Origin of the sequence: Aquimarina spinulae (genome assembly GCF_943373825.1) — a bacterium.
GTDB lineage: Bacteria > Bacteroidota > Bacteroidia > Flavobacteriales > Flavobacteriaceae > Aquimarina > Aquimarina spinulae.
Genome location: NZ_CALSBP010000002.1, coordinates 1,262,636 through 1,278,868, shown reverse-complemented (window position 1 = coordinate 1,278,868; position 16,233 = coordinate 1,262,636). Strand labels below are relative to the sequence as shown.

At 32.4% G+C, this 16,233-nt stretch carries 14 protein-coding genes; 5 read left to right on the top strand and 9 right to left on the bottom strand.

The annotated features are described in order from the left end of the window. Positions 1–20: 20 nt before the first annotated feature. The 9 genes from NNH57_RS11290 to NNH57_RS11250 form a co-directional block, all read right to left on the bottom strand. Positions 21–1,496, bottom strand: a complete 1,476-nt coding sequence (locus NNH57_RS11290; protein ID WP_132065922.1) for a DUF3644 domain-containing protein — start codon at positions 1,494–1,496, stop codon at positions 21–23. A gap of 155 nt (positions 1,497–1,651) precedes the next feature. Further along, entirely contained in the window at positions 1,652–2,446 is a 795-nt protein-coding gene (locus NNH57_RS11285; protein ID WP_108807342.1) for a DUF6602 domain-containing protein, read from the bottom strand. A gap of 255 nt (positions 2,447–2,701) precedes the next feature. Continuing rightward, positions 2,702–5,752 (bottom strand): NACHT domain-containing protein, encoded by a 3,051-nt coding sequence (locus NNH57_RS11280; RefSeq protein ID WP_108807341.1) that lies wholly within the window; start codon positions 5,750–5,752, stop codon positions 2,702–2,704. Between the two features lie 267 nt (positions 5,753–6,019). Continuing rightward, positions 6,020–6,940 (bottom strand): DnaJ domain-containing protein, encoded by a 921-nt coding sequence (locus NNH57_RS11275; RefSeq protein WP_132065924.1) that lies wholly within the window; start codon positions 6,938–6,940, stop codon positions 6,020–6,022. Beyond that, the gene (locus tag NNH57_RS11270) at positions 6,941–7,081 is read right to left on the bottom strand and encodes a hypothetical protein (RefSeq protein WP_159099154.1); all 141 of its coding nucleotides are present in this window, start codon (positions 7,079–7,081) and stop codon (positions 6,941–6,943) included. A gap of 1 nt (position 7,082) precedes the next feature. Further along, entirely contained in the window at positions 7,083–7,655 is a 573-nt protein-coding gene (locus NNH57_RS11265) for a hypothetical protein (RefSeq protein WP_132065926.1), read from the bottom strand. A 340-nt stretch (positions 7,656–7,995) separates the two neighbouring features. Further along, positions 7,996–9,450, bottom strand: coding sequence for a S41 family peptidase (locus NNH57_RS11260; RefSeq protein WP_108807339.1), 1,455 nt, complete (start codon positions 9,448–9,450; stop codon positions 7,996–7,998). 351 nt (positions 9,451–9,801) lie between these two features. Next, the gene (locus tag NNH57_RS11255; RefSeq protein WP_108807338.1) at positions 9,802–10,575 is read right to left on the bottom strand and encodes a helix-turn-helix transcriptional regulator; all 774 of its coding nucleotides are present in this window, start codon (positions 10,573–10,575) and stop codon (positions 9,802–9,804) included. An 84-nt stretch (positions 10,576–10,659) separates the two neighbouring features. Continuing rightward, a complete protein-coding gene (locus tag NNH57_RS11250; RefSeq protein ID WP_108807337.1) occupies positions 10,660–12,144 on the bottom strand; it encodes a hypothetical protein in 1,485 nt (494 codons plus the stop codon). A 180-nt stretch (positions 12,145–12,324) separates the two neighbouring features. Here NNH57_RS11250 and yiaA point away from each other — a divergent pair, with 180 nt between their 5' ends. The 5 genes from yiaA to NNH57_RS11225 all read left to right on the top strand — a co-directional run bounded on the left by yiaA (position 12,325) and on the right by NNH57_RS11225 (position 16,202). Further along, positions 12,325–12,801, top strand: a complete 477-nt coding sequence (yiaA, locus tag NNH57_RS11245; RefSeq protein WP_034242593.1) for an inner membrane protein YiaA — start codon at positions 12,325–12,327, stop codon at positions 12,799–12,801. 305 nt (positions 12,802–13,106) lie between these two features. Next, positions 13,107–13,463: a hypothetical protein gene (locus tag NNH57_RS11240; protein ID WP_108807336.1), complete on the top strand. Its 357-nt coding sequence runs from the start codon at positions 13,107–13,109 to the stop codon at positions 13,461–13,463. Positions 13,464–13,594: 131 nt separating this feature from the next. Further along, a complete protein-coding gene (locus tag NNH57_RS11235; protein ID WP_108807335.1) occupies positions 13,595–14,875 on the top strand; it encodes a DUF2157 domain-containing protein in 1,281 nt (426 codons plus the stop codon). A gap of 183 nt (positions 14,876–15,058) precedes the next feature. Continuing rightward, positions 15,059–15,604, top strand: a complete 546-nt coding sequence (locus NNH57_RS11230; RefSeq protein WP_082995064.1) for a GDYXXLXY domain-containing protein — start codon at positions 15,059–15,061, stop codon at positions 15,602–15,604. Between the two features lie 253 nt (positions 15,605–15,857). Next, complete coding sequence (locus tag NNH57_RS11225; RefSeq protein ID WP_108807334.1) at positions 15,858–16,202, top strand: DUF6515 family protein; 345 nt, start codon at positions 15,858–15,860, stop codon at positions 16,200–16,202. Positions 16,203–16,233 lie beyond the last annotated feature (31 nt).

Genomic DNA, 16,233 nt, shown 5'->3' with positions numbered 1-16,233 from the left:
CACATACAAACATAATAATGTTAATGGTTTTTTATTAATTCTATAATTTCAACGGATTTGCTTCTCAATTTATCTCCATATGAAAGAAAGTCTAATTCTCTAGCAATTGATCTCTTACTGACATCACCGTTATATATATCCATACATAAGCTTGATAGAATATTAATTCCAATTGTTGGATTATTCAAAATATGTCGATATTCATAAGTGTCAGTATTGATAGTTAATTTCTTTTGACCATTTGATTTTAAGGCTTTTAATATAGTGTCTGATCTTCTATATTTTCTTGTGTCTGAGAATGTGTAATAAAATTGTGGCGGTTGTGTCACTCCTCGATACCTTTCATATACTTGGTCGAAATAATAATTGGAAATTTCATCGCCAAGAAGAACCGAAAGTTTAATCAAATTTGTAACATTTGGTGACTTAGCTTCGTCTAGTAAACTGTCTAAAATATCCTTAATCTTTTGTGATGATAATTGCGATAGCCAAAATAAAGAAGGAGCGTAAAAATTAAACAGACCTGCTTTTACAAGCATTTCAAATGTAAGAAGGTTAAAGTTTATGAATTGTCTTTCTGCATAAATTCTAAAATACATTGTTTGACCAAGCATAAATTTACGGTCACCTTTAGCTAGTAATTTATTAGCATCAACAATATTGTTGATCTCATCAAAAATACCATCTGATAACTCTTCGTAAAGTAAGACACCTTGGCTTTTATTTTTATCCCTTGTCAATATAATTGATTCCTTTGCATCTGGTGAAACTTTGACCAAACCGGAGTTTTTTGTTACTGAAAATGTAGTATTCTGTATTTTTGAATTATCAATACCGGCAACAATATCAGCGTTTTTTATTCTATTAATATTTGTCAGATTCATTTTAAAATCAACAATAATCGGTTCGTCAATTCCTTGGTTATTCAAACTTGTTGATGAGTCAATTATGTCCTTAACAAATTTTTTAACTTCCGAATTTGAATCTTTTATTGCTGATTCGTTTGTTAAGAAATTTAGCGGAGAAAAAAACTTTTTAAACCCTATAGGAATTAACACTATTCCGAGTTCATTTGACATATCGATTTTAAAATGCTTTTTGATAAAAAAGTCATAGAAAATCAATGATTTCTTAAGTAGAGAATAGATTATTACATCAAGTTTTTCAGAGTAAAAATGAGCAACCTTATTTCTGTAACCATAGAGTAAGGATAGATTTTCTTTAGTTGGAAGAAACTCTTTTCCTAGATTTGATTCTGTGGCATTCAAACAATCCAAAAAAGGTTTTGAGATTCCATCACTTTGAAAAATTTTAGTTTTTGTGAATTTGTATAAGTAGGATTTTAAAATTAGTTCCCATGCATTTATCATTAGAAGCACAACAACTTCGTATCGATAATGAAATACAGGTTTATTGTGTATTTCAATTGCGGCAAACATAGCTGATACACTATTTTTTTGTAAACTTTTTGATATTGGTGATCTTCTCTTTTTCAAATCCTAATTACTGCTAACTTCTCGGCTATGGTTAGTGCAAGATTAAAAGTAACTATCCTTTTAATTACACACTTAGTCAAAACTTTTTATTTTTTACTTATAAGGTCAAAAAAACATTTCGCTATCTGGTAATATTCTATTGGTAGAATGACTTTTTATTTCAATGATTTCCAACCCTGTGATTGTCTTCCAGCATAGAGTTCGTATGGAACTGGTGCTCTTCGTCCGTTTTCTCGCATAGCAAAGTTTAACATATGACTAAAAAAATACATAAGTGTTCTAACCTTTCCATCTATCTCATTCACTCCTTGTTCAGCAGAAGGATTGATTAAGCCCTTTTTTGCTACATAAATCCTGTCAATTGAATTCAAATCGGTTTTTGTTTCTTGAGCTACACTTTTGAATCTATCATATTCACTTTTAGCCCAATCAGGGTTAGTAAAATCTGTTTCATATGCAAAAACACAATGGAAATATCTACAATGTGCAGCTTTACTATCATCATCTCTTTGTTTTAAAACTGGTTTTTTCTTGAATGGTTTCAAGTTTTTTAAATCCGTCGCGTTTTTGAGAATCTTTTTAGTTTCTGCTTTATTCAATTTTGATTTAACTTCAATACTAACAAGTAGAGATTCAGCTGGAATAATTGAAGCATCAGAATTAAAAAATTCAATGGTTTTTGATTTGTCATAAATCATTATATCAAGTTGAGGACTTGAGTTATTAAAACAATCAACTATTTCTCCAGATTTAATTTCAAAATTAGAAGGTAAGGCTTTCGATAAAAAGTTTTTCAGAGGTATTTCTCTTTGTTCTCCTTTTGTAAGAGAATGATTAAACTCTTTACTCCCAATGAAAGCTCCTGAAAAATTATGAATAGCTTCTTCAAATTTCGATTTGAATTTCGGATTAGCTTTTACTGGTCTTGATTTATAATATGACTTTGCCATTCTGTTTCTTCAGCTTGTTGCCAACAATTATGTATAGTTACCTTGGTAACTAACTATACACCCGTTTGTACTTATTTATAATCGTTTACAAGCATTTATTTTTATCATTGAACTCCTGCCTATCCACGCTTTTATATTTTAATCCCCTAAAGCTACTTCTACCTTTTTTATTACGGTTACGGGAAACCATATGGTGGGTGAGAAAGTTTTTTGTATACGATATAGGTTTTGGGTGTTAAGTTTTTATCTATATTGTTATTTATTTTTTATTACATTAAATATTTCTTTGATACAACCTCCTGAAATTCTATTAGAATAAAATTTAAGAATATCTTGATGATGTTCATGTAAAATTTCTATTGTAACAATATTTTTAGGAGAAGAATAGGTTTTAATAATATTTTCTTTTTCTAAAATTTTTATAAGTGAGTCGAGTTTAATGTATTTCCGTTGATATAATTGGTTTATCCTAGGATATATTTTTCGGTCAACTATTCCATTACTGCAAAAGTGTGAAAAGAATTGATGTAAATCGGATATTATTTTGCTATCTTTATTTTTATTAAAAAATTTTGATTCAGAAATAACTCTTTTAAATGTTTCATCTGACCCTTTTACATTGATGAAATTGGTTTCTTTCGCACTAGTATTAATTTTTTTGCTCTTGTGAACTTTATAAAAATATGAATTAGAAAATTCTGTATTAGCATTGAATTTACATTCCCAAAAATAATCATAGGAACTTATAAAAGCATTATCAAATTTGATATTTGAAAAATCAAATATTATTTTATTACTATCATTACAAGATAAATCAATTATATTTAGAGCGTCTATTGTACCATTTGTTTTTCCAAAGAATTCTACCAATAATTGTGTGTTTAATTCGCTACTGTAGCTGTATTTATGTACATTGTTTTTTAACAAAATAATAAAAAGAGAAGAGATTGACTTATTTTTCGCTTCTGTACTTATTTCTGACTTATTTTTAATCTCCTCTTGTAAGACTAAAAACCTATACATTAAATCCTCTTTTTCAATATTTATTCTTTCAGAAATATCTAAAGTAAAAGAAGAATTGAAGGAGATAAGGTTTGAAAAAATATCAATATGATTTTCGTTAATTGATAAATCATTAATATTAAATAAGTTATTTAAATATATGCTTTTTATGTGGTTTTTAAAAAAATCATACTTAAACTTAACATTATCATTTGAACTATCAATTATTGGATGCGAGAGGAAAGTTTCAATTTGTCTATCATTGATGTCTATTTTACTTATTCTTTTGCAGGCACTATGAAATTCATCTTTCTGAATGTTCTTATTTGCAATTTCATAAAATATTTCTAATTGTTGGTCAACATCAATTTGTTCTGTTCTTTGCTCTTCTCTTACACACAATTTACCCAAAATAAAATCGTTTTTAATATCCTGTCTTAAAATAGTGGAATTGAAATCAGGGTCATAATATTTTCCACTTTCAGTAGAGTCTTCAATTATAAAAGAAACACATTCTAAAACATAAGGTATAAAGTCATTGTTCGATATGTCTCCTAAGATTGATTCAGAAATTCTCATAGCTTTTTTAACTAACTTCGGAGAATTGGGATATAAATTGTCAAAATACTCTAGAGCTTTATCTTTGTTAAATGGTAAAATTTCGATTTCTTGGGAATTTGAAAAAAACGATTTTGAAATATTCCAAAAGTGATTTCTGGAAGTTAAAATAACTTTTCCATTTCCAACTCCATCTGTGAAATTCTGTATAGTTTCAAAAAAATTTGAAATATTAAATCGTTCGCCCAATCTTGAAATGATTTCGTCAAGACCATCTATAATAACTACTAGGTTTCCATTATCAATATTTATTCTAAACAAATCATAGCTTAACGATGGTGTTGAGTTTTTACTTACACTACTTTCGTAAAATGAATATAAATTAATGTTATCATTATTATGTGTTAAATGTAAAATTGAACTCGAGATTTTTAATGCATCAATATAAATAGCCTTAGTTTTATTAGCACTATTGTTTATTCTGTTAGTTAATTCTTTAGCAAGTGTGGTTTTTCCAATTCCGCCAGAGCCGGTAATAATAAGAGTAGGAGAGTTTTTTTTATACAACCAATTGTCAAAAAAATTGAAATTGTCAAATGTTTTTTTCTGGTATAATAAGTTTGGAGGTATAAACGATGTATTGGTATATGTTTGCTTGGTTTCAAAATAGGAAGATGTTAAATTCTCCCAAATAAAATCATCTATATAATATGCATTAGTATTCTTTCTTGCATGTTTTTTTAAATAATCTATTCTTTTTTCTTGATCATATCTTTTTGTCTTTTGAACAAGAATAAAATATTCTTCGCTATTTTTTATGCAGTTATTATGAATGAATTTTAAAGTGTTTTTTATATATATGTTTTCATAGAGATACACACAAAAAATACTTGACCCAGTAAGATTTTTTAATTCGTATAACTCAAACCCTATTTTGTTTTTTTCATAACTTTCAATTTTATTAAAGTTTGAGTTATAGAGTTTTAATATTGTTTCTACATCGGAATATTTTGTGATTAAATCTTGTTCCTTCTCTTTTAACTCAATATAGTTGTCAAAGAAAAAAGTGTCAATTATATCAGATACTTCGTTAGAATGAAAAACTTTTTTTAATGAATTTTCTATTGGTAATTTCGAGTTAGTTATTTCATTAAAAGCAATCGTAGTTATAGGTGTTTTTAATTCAATACCTTTATTTAGATAAGTGTTTTTATTATAAGAAGAACTATTATGATTTTCGTAATTACTACTATACAAAACAATTAGTGAATCAACAGTTGGAGGTAAAAATTCATTATAACTAATCTTATTTTCGTCTGCAAATTTTAAGTTATTTGAAACAACATCTATTTGGTTTTTTTTCAATTGCTTAATTATTGACTTAGCTAAGTTAATGTCCTGTTCTACAAATGAAATTCCGACTTTTACTCTTTTTAGTTCGTTTGCGTTTTCTAGTAGTAAATTTTCATTTTCAAATACAAATCGGTTTAATATTAATGTGTGTTGCTCTAAAACATTTATAATTTTAGAGACATCTTCTTTCATTAATGCTTTTGAGGCTAAATCTTCTAAAGCAATAAATCTTGACTCTAAATTTGCATCTCTTTCAGGACCAAATATGTTTTCTTCGATTAAACTTCCAATGAATGGAATAATTTTAATTAACTCAGATATATTTCTTTTCTGAAATTCTTTATTGTTCTTTATTTTTTTCGCTAAGCGTTTAAATTCTGATATTTCATTCATTTGTTTAAATTAAAGCTAACTACAGTAAATATGTCTCAACACACATACGCCCATTTATACGTATCGACAAGCATTAGTTTTTACCAGAAAAACTCATGCTTACCAACGTTTTATGTAAAACTACAGCTACCTTTTTTATTACGGTTACGGGAAACCACATGGTGGGTGAGAAAGTTTTTTGTATGGGATAGTAGGTGTGTCCTTCGACGGGGCTCAGGATACGATATGGAACTAGATTTTGGGTTTTAGGTAGTAGGTATGAAGTTTTTATCGATTCTTTGGGTCGGCTCCATATTTATTAGTTCCTTCTGTTCCGTCTGCAAATAGAACATATAGCCCGAAAACTAGATTGATGTAAGGAATTAAAAGAATAAAATACCACCAACCACTCATATTAATGTCGTGTAATCTTTTTATTGCTTGAATTGTTATTATTATCCAACAAGCAATCGCTATAATTGAAGAAAAAAACAAAACTACTTCATTGCGAGAATTTTCAATTACTGCCGCTACAATTCCAGAGAGCAGTCCTAATAAAATTAATCTACTAAGATAATCCTTCCTTCTTAATCTACCTTTTGCCGACCAAAACGTTTCTGATTTTATGTTATTAGCAGAACTATATGAAGTTGTTTTTTTGTAAGTGCCAGAAAATCCACTTTTATGAGTTGATTGTGTTTTAGCATCTCTAAATACATTATTTTCTAGAATAATCTGTTTAGATACATATCTAGAGATATTTGTATTTGTGGCTTTTAGTTCAATCGTTATGAATTGTTTATTAATGTTGTTGAGCTTTAATGTTTTGCTGCCATTTGCACTCACTATTCCAAATGGTTTAATTTCAACCAAGTCTGCATTAAAGGTTCTCCATTCAAATGTTATTTCATCTCCACTATAAAATAAAGTTTTATTAGATTTGAAAAAATCTATTATTGGTTTAAAATTTGAATATGAATTATCTTGATTGAAATCCTGATGATTTGTTTCTCTATCATACTCATTTCTTTTTTGAACATCGTTTAAAGTTTCATATGCCTCTTGAATTTGTTTAAACATATTTTCAAAAAATGCATCTCCGTTATTTTTATCTGGATGAAACTTTATTGATAATTTTCGGTACGCTTTCTTGACCTCTTCTTGAGAAGCTGATTTTTCAATCCCCAGTATTTTGTAATAGTCTGTCATTTAGTTTAAATGGTTTTCCTTTTCTTCTCTTGTTTCGGTAAGTGACTCCCCTTTTTTTGAATAATCAATATCAATAATTTGACTGTAAGTAGCAGATACGAATACCATAAAAACTACTACGGGTGTAAATAGCTGTTTCATTTTAGTAAATTCTGGTTTCTTCAATAATTAATTCTTCGTTTTTCGAAAAAGGCTGGTTGCCATCAATAAAACAATGAACCATAGTTCTACTTTCAAAATGTTTTAAAGAAGAATCAATATCATCAATTTCGTTTCCGTCAATGATTATCTCTGCAATGTTACCGATAACGTAGGGAGCAGTGTTTTTTAAAGTCCCACAATTATGGCCAAAATCAATGATCGTATTGTCAAAATTATTATCCACTGCATGTACATACTCGTGTACAATAGTATTACTTATCGAACTTGTATCTCGGTATAATTTTCTGGAATTAAGAAAAAGATTATTTGGTTTACTCTTCACAAAGTATCCAAGTACTTTGCTAAATCTCCATCTTGGTTTGTATAGTTTAACTTCGACTTCCAAGCTGGTGTTTTGAATGATATCAGCAATTTCTTGCGGAGTTTTTTCCGAACAATTAAAATTAGTACGTTGCCTTATTAATTCATAAATTTCATTAGAATATAATACTTCATTAGCATCTTCGACTGCTAACTTAACTTGTTCATAATTCCCTTTATAATTTATTTTCATATTTATGTGTTGTAATTGAACACTCAAAAGTTGTAATTCTTCTAAAGGCATTCAATACCCTGTATTGGGTATTTTTATGAAAAGAGAGATATGATTATGGATTCTGGCTGAAGTCTATGCTGAGCGTAGACGAAGTGCCGGAATGACAGGGAAACTATAGTGTAACGGGTGACCACGTACCCTGAGCCCTTCGATAAACTCGGGACAGGCACGTCGAAGGGTACAGATATAGGTATTTTTATGAAAAGGGAGATGTGATTGTGGATTCCGGATCAAGTCCGGAATGACAGGGTAACTATATTACAACAAACCATCGCGTACCCTGAGCGTAGTCGAAGGGTTACTTCAAACTCATCTTTTTAATCGCATACTCTAGTTGTGTATCTCGGTGGGTAAGGAAATCGGGGTAGGTTTGTACCACTTTATCATCGGGTTGTACGCCATCGCCATACTGCTCATCGGGTAGTTGTCGAACATCCTGCTCCAGATCAACTATCGAGAATTTGAGCTCTAATTTAGAATTAGGTAATTCATAATATACGGGGATGTGTCCTGTGTGTCCATAGTACCCACCCAATGTTTCTTCCCCAATTACGGTAGTGTTATCGTCACTTTTTACCAAGCTGGCAAATAGAGAGCCGGCCGATGCTACGGGAGGATCAATCAAGAGTACCAGATCGCCTGTAAATGCATTTGGTTTGGGTTGCCATGCGGTATTAAAGGTAGCGTTTTGATAATATTTACCATCCTTAAAAACCGAGTGCTCTTCTTTTAATTCTTTGGCTAGCTCATCGATGTCATCGTCGAGATAATAATCAGGAAAAGGAACCTCCTGAAAAAGAGTATGTGCCGTAGTATTTTCTCTAAAACTTCGATCTGTGAGATAGGAATACAGTAATAAGTCGTTTGGGTCATTACCACCACCATTGCCTCTTATATCCACAATAAGCTTTTGGGTATGGTTTTCTTTTATCGCTATAAAAACCGAATCCAAAAAGGTAGCGTATTGCTTATGACCTTCAGACTTGGGACCTCCCATAGCAAAGGTGTTGATGTTGAGATACCCGATGCTGTCTTTGTATGTAAAGAAGTAGTCTTTGGTAATACGATTATCATATGCCGCAGAATGACGCTTTTGATAATTATTAAAAAAGGTAATATAATCTACGCTTTGCACCGTTGCAGATGTAGATTCAGCTTTATTTTTGTACTGCAATGTAAATTGCTGCTGCTCCCCAAATACCAGATACATATAAAAAGCAAACCAGTCAGAGTCTAAGTCGGTATACTTACCGGTTTGGTTATGCCCATCGGTACTTATAAAATGTCCGCAGCGTTTTGCTACTTCGTCTATTGGCATATTGTTGATAGCAAGTACTTCACTACCCATAGCAATAGTGTTGTAGGTGTAATTTGTATAGAATTTTCCGTCGATATATTTTAATGGGATAGGAAAGAAAATGTCTTTGGGGTTTAACGCATCGTCCACAGCCTGGGGATAGGTCAGACCATTATGGCAACTTCCTGTGTAATCAATTACATTCCAAAGCAGGGTATAAAACTCCCGATAGGATGTATTTTCTGAAATCTGAGCTTTGTTCGCAGCAAAAGCACTATCTACCTGTTCTTTTTTATGGTATTTATAAAGCCCAGCATTCGCTTCTTCATATATAGATTGAAAGAGTTGAAAATCTTCTTCCATTTGATCTTGGGTCATAGCGAATAGCGGATCTTTTTTTTCAGATTTACAGGAAAAAAGAAGGGTGATACTAAGGATTGCGATAAGATGCTTCATATATAAAATGATTTCTACAAAGAACGAGGCATCTTGTGTAACAGGCTTGTATAATATTGACAATTTTATAATCTGAGTGCGACCGAAGCCAAAATGTTTAAAAAAGCGTCAGTTCGAGTGGTTTTTCGTAATGTCCTCTCGACTACGCTCGAGATGACAGGAGAAAAATTGTATCGAGAACCCATCATATTATCGTTTTCAAATGCATCTCGATAGCTCTGCTGAGCCTGTCGAAGTACAATTTTATCAACCGCTATCGCTACTGATGAAATCACTCGATCCCGAGGAAAATTCGGGACAAGTTGTGACGTAAGAATGTATAAATGAAAATTAACAAGTTAGTAAGTAATTTTATTTGAGAACTGGTATCAACCGATCCTGAAATACTTTGGGCGATATACCAATATACCTTTTAAAAGTTCTCGAAAAATGAGCCATATCGGTAAAGTTATACTGGTAAGCGATCTGGGTGAGTTCTGAGTTTTTCTGGATAGCCGTTTTGGCAGCCATGATCTTTTTCATTAACAGATAGTTTATCGGTGTTAAACCGGTCTCTGTTCTAAATTTTCTGGTAAAACTAAACTTGTTAATGTTGGCGATTTTAGCCAGATCTTCTAAAGAGATTTTTTGAGTAAGGTTGTTTTCGATATAACAAGTAATGGTATTAAAATCCCGAATGCAATCATCATATTGATAAGCCGAAACAGTAGAGTACAGGCTTAGTTGCCGGATAAAGTTTTTTAAATACTGCTCGGTTATGCTTAGGTCGTGTTTTTCCTGGGCTTCTTTTAATTGAAAAAACAATCGAATTAGGGTGTTATCATGAATAACGCGTTCTGAAAAGTGTAAGGTCTTACCATTAAGAAAGAATTTTACCACATCATTAGAGAGATAAAGCGTATCAAAACTCACCCCAATATCTTTGTCTAAAACAGGCGTGGTATGTACCTCGTAAGGATGTGTAATAGAAATTGCACCGGCACTACATAATAAAGTTTGGTGTTGTAATTGCGTTTGCTCGATTCCCGAACGAACATAAGAGATACAAAACGTATCGTGATAATGCATCGGGAAATCCTGCGCTTGATCTGTAATGGATAAAAATTCAAGATTATCTAATGGCATTGAACGATTTCTGTTTAATCTGGGTTTAAATTTTTCAGGAAATTAGCAAATTAATATGATTGTTGGTATACTTCATCTCTTTTTTTATTGATGTACCAGCTGTAAAGTGTTTTCATACAGCGTACTACCTTCGACCTTAGTCTTTATCCAGGCATAAAAACTCATATCAAATATGTCTTCGTCTTCGGGGGTAGGAGTGGTGAGTGTAGTATACATCTTACCCTTAAATGCTGCTGTAGTAACCACCTCTGGTTTGCGGTAGTACATAGTGGCTAGTTTTAAGAATTCTGATGCCCGCGTTTCTCTATTGTTTTTGAGATAAGCCCCATGTTTCTTTTTAAAACTGTTTACTCTGGATTCTACAATATCGATATGATCCAACTCTATACGCAACAGAATCTCAATCAGGTTTTTCTTAATTACCCAAGCCAGGCCCGCTTTTTCGGTATACCAGTGATCACTATGATAAAAATCATTAAGAATATCCAGGGCTTCTTTATACTGTTGTTGCTGAAAATAATATACAATGTGACTTAGTTTAAGATCCAGGATATATGCGATCTGATCTTTGTACTTTTCATAATCAAAAGTATCTAAGATCATGATTGCATCTTTTGCCCGACCTGTATAATTAAGATTGAGTGAGTGTAGTAAGGTGTATTGCGGAAAAAATCGCTTGTAATACTTGTCCTGGTGTTTTTTCATCTCCTCGTGCATAAGAGCTAGGTACTGCTGCGAGGTCGTAAAATCTTTACTCCTAAAATAAGAATTGGCTACATAATACAGGATTTGGATATGGTAGAAGAGGTGCTTGTCGATTACATCCTCTTTGGCATCTATTTGTGTATAGACTTCTTCTACAAAAGGAAGTATAGTGCGATAATCCCTGGTGATATGAGCGGTTTGGTTTGTAATCTCCAGGATCTTAAATAAGGATCGAAACGTAAGGTCTTGTGTGATCGATAATCCAAATCTGGATAAGGTATTTTTTATAATCGGTACGGCATCTCTTCTTTGTTTCATGAGTTCGTGCTGCACGGTGGCATAAAACAGGTTTAAGTTTTCTTCTTGTTGTAGTGATTTTTTATTACTCCTGAAATTAGCAAATAAAGCCTCTATTGCTATCCCACGGTTAAGATGCGCATATTGGATCTGGGTGTAGTAAATCTCGTTTAGGATACTGAAAAGTGCATAGGTTTTGGCCTTTTGCTCTGCTTTGGCAATGGTTTTAAAAGCAATTTTATATTGTTTTTGTTCGAAGAAACTCCTGCTGGCTCTAAGGAGCTTAAGGGTTTCCATCTCTTCTGAAGTCTCTTCCTCAAAACTTTTGGCCGCAATAAAATCAATGAGCGTATCATGCAATCTTTTGCATAGCGCGTGATACGCACCCTTAGCTCTTTTGCCATAAATCTGGATATCGAGATCTTTAGCCGTTGATGTGGTATCCAAAAGCTTAAATAACTGTATGTTTTTGGTATCGTTTCTTTTATTCTTTTGCCGCAATATCGTAACAAAAGCTCGCTTTGATTCATCAGATAAGGTATGTATTATAGAAGAAATAACATGCATTGTATCGTAAGTATAATTTTGATAAAGATACTATGAATATTGATACAGTTAGATTATTAACATAAATATATCGTAAGTTTTTTTGATAAATAGAGTTTTATATCAACGCATATCATCGCACATTTGTCCTGTTCGAATGAACAATTCGAATTTTTATTGAATCATCAAAATACAATAATTATGAATTACAAATTTAGTAACGATGTATCCGAGGATACCGTAATCGAAAATGTAGAAAAGAAAGAAAACAAAGTATATGATCAAAAGCCAACGCCGGCTTTTATATCAGCATCATGGTCTGCACTGTTTATAGGAATGATATCCTATTGCACTGGATTATGGAATGCAGGTATGGTACTTAACGAGAAAGGGTACTACTTTACGATCCTGCTATTTGGATTGTTCTCTGCAGTATCTGTGCAAAAAAGTGTTAGAGATAGGCTAGAGGGAATCCCGGTTACCGATATCTATTATGGGATTAGTTGGTTTACCACGCTTACCTCTATTTTGTTGCTGATTATCGGCTTATGGAATGCCGACCTGGAGCTTAGTGAAAAAGGGTTTTATGGGATGTCTTTTACCCTAAGTTTATTTGCTGCCATTGCAGTACAGAAGAATACCAGGGATAAAAAGTTTATCGAAAACAGTGAGGAGTAATTAAATCCGAATTATCAATGACGTTAAGTTAAGCTTTTAGCTGTCAGTCTGAGCCTGTCGAAGACATTTGAAAACACAAATTTGAAAAGTACTTCGACAGGCTCAGTGTGACAAGAAATTTTAAATATTATCCTTAACTAAACGACGTTGCCGAATTGTGCATTAGCACTTCGTTATAAAGGTTAACAAAATGAAATCAAAAGAAGGGACCTTAGGAAGGCTTGAGGTCTCTTGTTTTGATGATTAAAGAAGACGGCCGTGTGGCTGCGGCTGTCTTTTTATGATTATTAATAAATCTGATAAAGATGAAAGAAATCAAAAATATAGCACTTATAATCAATGCATTGGCTTTTGTAATCACCTTAGGGTGTTACGGAATTATGGGAGAGAAAGATGGATTATTTGCTCAGATTTTTCTTGGCGGCATTCAACTTGGTATTGGGTTGGTTTTTTTTATTCAATGGAAAAAACGAAGTGCCATGGTAAAAAAGAATGTACTGGTATACTGGGGTATAGTTTTGTTATATGGTGTTTTATTTCAAATGGAAATAAATGATCTACATATGAATAGTAACAGAGAGTTGATTTTCTTAGAGATTATACCCATGTGTATCGCCGCGTATTCTGTGTTTATTACATATCTGAATATAAAAGATAAGTAGAGATGAGTGCAAAACTGGTGCATGTTATAATTTGTAAATATTCCTGTATACAGTTTTATCGATTGACATTTTAATACTTTTTAATTCTAAAATGCACAACGGATTAAAAGTTCACTAAACAACATAATATTATGAGTTCAAAATTTAATAAAGAGTTGCAAACACTGGTAGGAGATAAGATCATTTCTCCCGAGCTTGCAGATAAAATAGAGCAATACTATGCTACCAAAGATGTGGGAAAGCCTAATAAGCTGTTTATGATCTTTGGGATTTTTGGAGCGTTATTAGTCGGGTCGGGTATTATTTTAATGCTGGCACACAATTGGGATGATTTTTCGCGATTAACAAAAACAATTTTAGCATTTGGTCCTTTACTATTGGGTCAGATTTTTGCTGGTTTTTCTATACTAAAAAATAAAAGTGCCACCTGGAAAGAAGCATCAGGGACTTTTCTTTTTTTCGCAGTGGGTGCATGTATGGCATTGGTAAGTCAGATTTATAATATCCCGGGAGAATTAGGTTCTTTTTTACTTACCTGGATTGTACTTTGCTTACCATTGGTATACTTGTTACGATCGCATGCAGTTGCCTTGCTTACGATACTGCTAAGTACCTACTATGCGGTAGAAGTTGGGTTATGGAACTATAGAAATACAGAAACTCCCTGGTTGTATATTGCGTTTATAGGAGCAATACTACCGTATTACTACACCCTTATTACAAAAAATACGGCTAGCAATACAGTTACCATTTTTACCTGGATTTTTCCGGCAAGTATTGCAATTGCATTAAGTGCTTTTATAGGTCGTAGTGAAGATCTTGGTTTTGTGATGTACATCACCATGTTTGGACTCTTGTATTCTATAGGAAAACTTCCTGTATTTAAAGAGTTAAGAACACTTAGAAATGGTTTTTTGATCATTGGTTCGCTAGGGACTATAGTATCGCTGATGATTTTTACGTTTCGTTGGATATGGGACGAACTCCCAGAGACATTTAATTATGATACCCAGGAGCTCTATACAGCAGTAGTAGTATCCTTGTTAAGTATCACTGTTTTGGGGTATACTGTTATAAGAAAGGGAATACGAGCTGTTAATCTGTTTCAGGTAGCCTTTGTAGTCTTTGGGTTAGTATACTTCTTACTTCCCGATACAGGAATTTTACCTGTGGTATTAATGAATGTATTGGTATTTGCCCTGGGTATGTCTGCCATAAAAATTGGAGCAGATAAAGTTAACTTCGGGATCCTTAACTATGGATTATTGATTATTTCGATACTGATCATCTGTAGGTTTTTTGATACGGGAATGAGCTTTGTTGTTAGAGGGATTTTATTTGTGATGGTAGGAGCAGGGTTCTTTTTAACCAATTATATCATGCTGAAAAAACAACAGCGCATTAAGAAGTAGTTTGATGATATATTCTAATACATAAATAGTGTAATGTCTATTTAGTTAAGCTTTTAATTGTCAGTCTGAGCCCTTCGATAAACTCAGGACAAACCTGTCGAAGACATTTGAAAACGCAAATTTGAAAGCACTTCGACAGATTCAGTGTGACAAGAGATATTAAAAACAATAAAAAAAGAACAGATGAAACCGATTTATTTTATAGTATTTATAGTCTTGGCAGTAGTACAAATTGGTACTCCGCTAAAGATGATTTTTGATAACGAGGATATCCTGATATCGGGTACTGCATATAAATTTAAAACCAGACCTATTGATCCTACAGATCCGTTTAGAGGGAAATATATTACACTTCAGTTTGAAATGAATTCTTTTAAAACATCAGATAGTACTTATGTATACGGAGATAAGGTACGAGTGTATATAGAAAATGATGATGAGGGCTTTGCAAAAGTTGTTCAGATAAGTAGAGAACCTCTTGATATTGGTGGTGATTATGTTATGGCCAAAGTAACGAATACGTATAATGATGAAATACAGTTTGAGCTACCATTTGATAGATTTTATATGGAAGAAACCAAAGCATACGATGCAGAAAAAGCCTATAGAGATGTAAATAGAAATAATAAAAAAGATGATGTCTATGCGGTGGTATATGTTAAAGATGGTGCATCGGTTTTAGAAGATGTAATTATCGAAGGGATACCGATACAGGAGTATGTAGAATGAATTGTTATGCATTTTGATATTTTTTGATCCGAAATTCGTCAATTCGAGTGCTTCGACCGTAGGAAGAAGTGTATCGAGAATAGGATTTTTGATCAAAAAAGCTATTCTCGATACAATTTTTCTCCATTTTATTATGAAAAACCACTCGAATTGACGCTTTTTTCAATGATAAAAAACACATTTTTAATATTCCCAAATTAAACCTTTTTGTAATTCTAAGGTCTTATGATTAGAAATCAAAATAGTAAGGAATATGAAAAATGTAATGAAAATAGTGGTGCCGGTTGTATTGTTTGGGTTTTTAATGACGTCTTGTGCTACTGCGGTACAAGTGCGTCCGGTACGAGGAGTTGTGGTTACCAAAGTACATCACCCTAAAATTATAGTGCATAAAAATGTAAACTATTATAGAAGCGCAGGTGTATGGTATGTAAAAAAGAATAGAGCTTATAAACGAGTTAGCGTTCCTGCCGGAGTACGGGTGGCTACCCTACCCAGAGGATATAAGACAGTAAAAGTAAGAGGTGTAAAATATTACAGATGTAAAGGAGTATACTACAAGAGATCAGGTAGAAAATATGTTGTAGTACATGTATAGTTGTTGCATTGAGTTGGTTAGTTAGTTTTGA

What these genes read in the sequence shown, in the direction of transcription:
- NNH57_RS11285 (WP_108807342.1), bottom strand. Translation starts at nt 2,446, where the DNA reads ATGGCAAAGTCATATTATAAATCAAGACCAGTAAAAGCTAATCCGAAA.
- NNH57_RS11280 (WP_108807341.1), bottom strand. Translation starts at nt 5,752, where the DNA reads ATGAATGAAATATCAGAATTTAAACGCTTAGCGAAAAAAATAAAGAAC.
- NNH57_RS11275 (WP_132065924.1), bottom strand. Translation starts at nt 6,940, where the DNA reads ATGACAGACTATTACAAAATACTGGGGATTGAAAAATCAGCTTCTCAA.
- NNH57_RS11270 (WP_159099154.1), bottom strand. Translation starts at nt 7,081, where the DNA reads ATGAAACAGCTATTTACACCCGTAGTAGTTTTTATGGTATTCGTATCT.
- NNH57_RS11265 (WP_132065926.1), bottom strand. Translation starts at nt 7,655, where the DNA reads ATGAAAATAAATTATAAAGGGAATTATGAACAAGTTAAGTTAGCAGTC.
- NNH57_RS11260 (WP_108807339.1), bottom strand. Translation starts at nt 9,450, where the DNA reads ATGAAGCATCTTATCGCAATCCTTAGTATCACCCTTCTTTTTTCCTGT.
- NNH57_RS11255 (WP_108807338.1), bottom strand. Translation starts at nt 10,575, where the DNA reads ATGCCATTAGATAATCTTGAATTTTTATCCATTACAGATCAAGCGCAG.
- NNH57_RS11250 (WP_108807337.1), bottom strand. Translation starts at nt 12,144, where the DNA reads ATGCATGTTATTTCTTCTATAATACATACCTTATCTGATGAATCAAAG.
- yiaA (WP_034242593.1), top strand. Translation starts at nt 12,325, where the DNA reads ATGAATTACAAATTTAGTAACGATGTATCCGAGGATACCGTAATCGAA.
- NNH57_RS11240 (WP_108807336.1), top strand. Translation starts at nt 13,107, where the DNA reads ATGAAAGAAATCAAAAATATAGCACTTATAATCAATGCATTGGCTTTT.
- NNH57_RS11235 (WP_108807335.1), top strand. Translation starts at nt 13,595, where the DNA reads ATGAGTTCAAAATTTAATAAAGAGTTGCAAACACTGGTAGGAGATAAG.
- NNH57_RS11230 (WP_082995064.1), top strand. Translation starts at nt 15,059, where the DNA reads ATGAAACCGATTTATTTTATAGTATTTATAGTCTTGGCAGTAGTACAA.
- NNH57_RS11225 (WP_108807334.1), top strand. Translation starts at nt 15,858, where the DNA reads ATGAAAAATGTAATGAAAATAGTGGTGCCGGTTGTATTGTTTGGGTTT.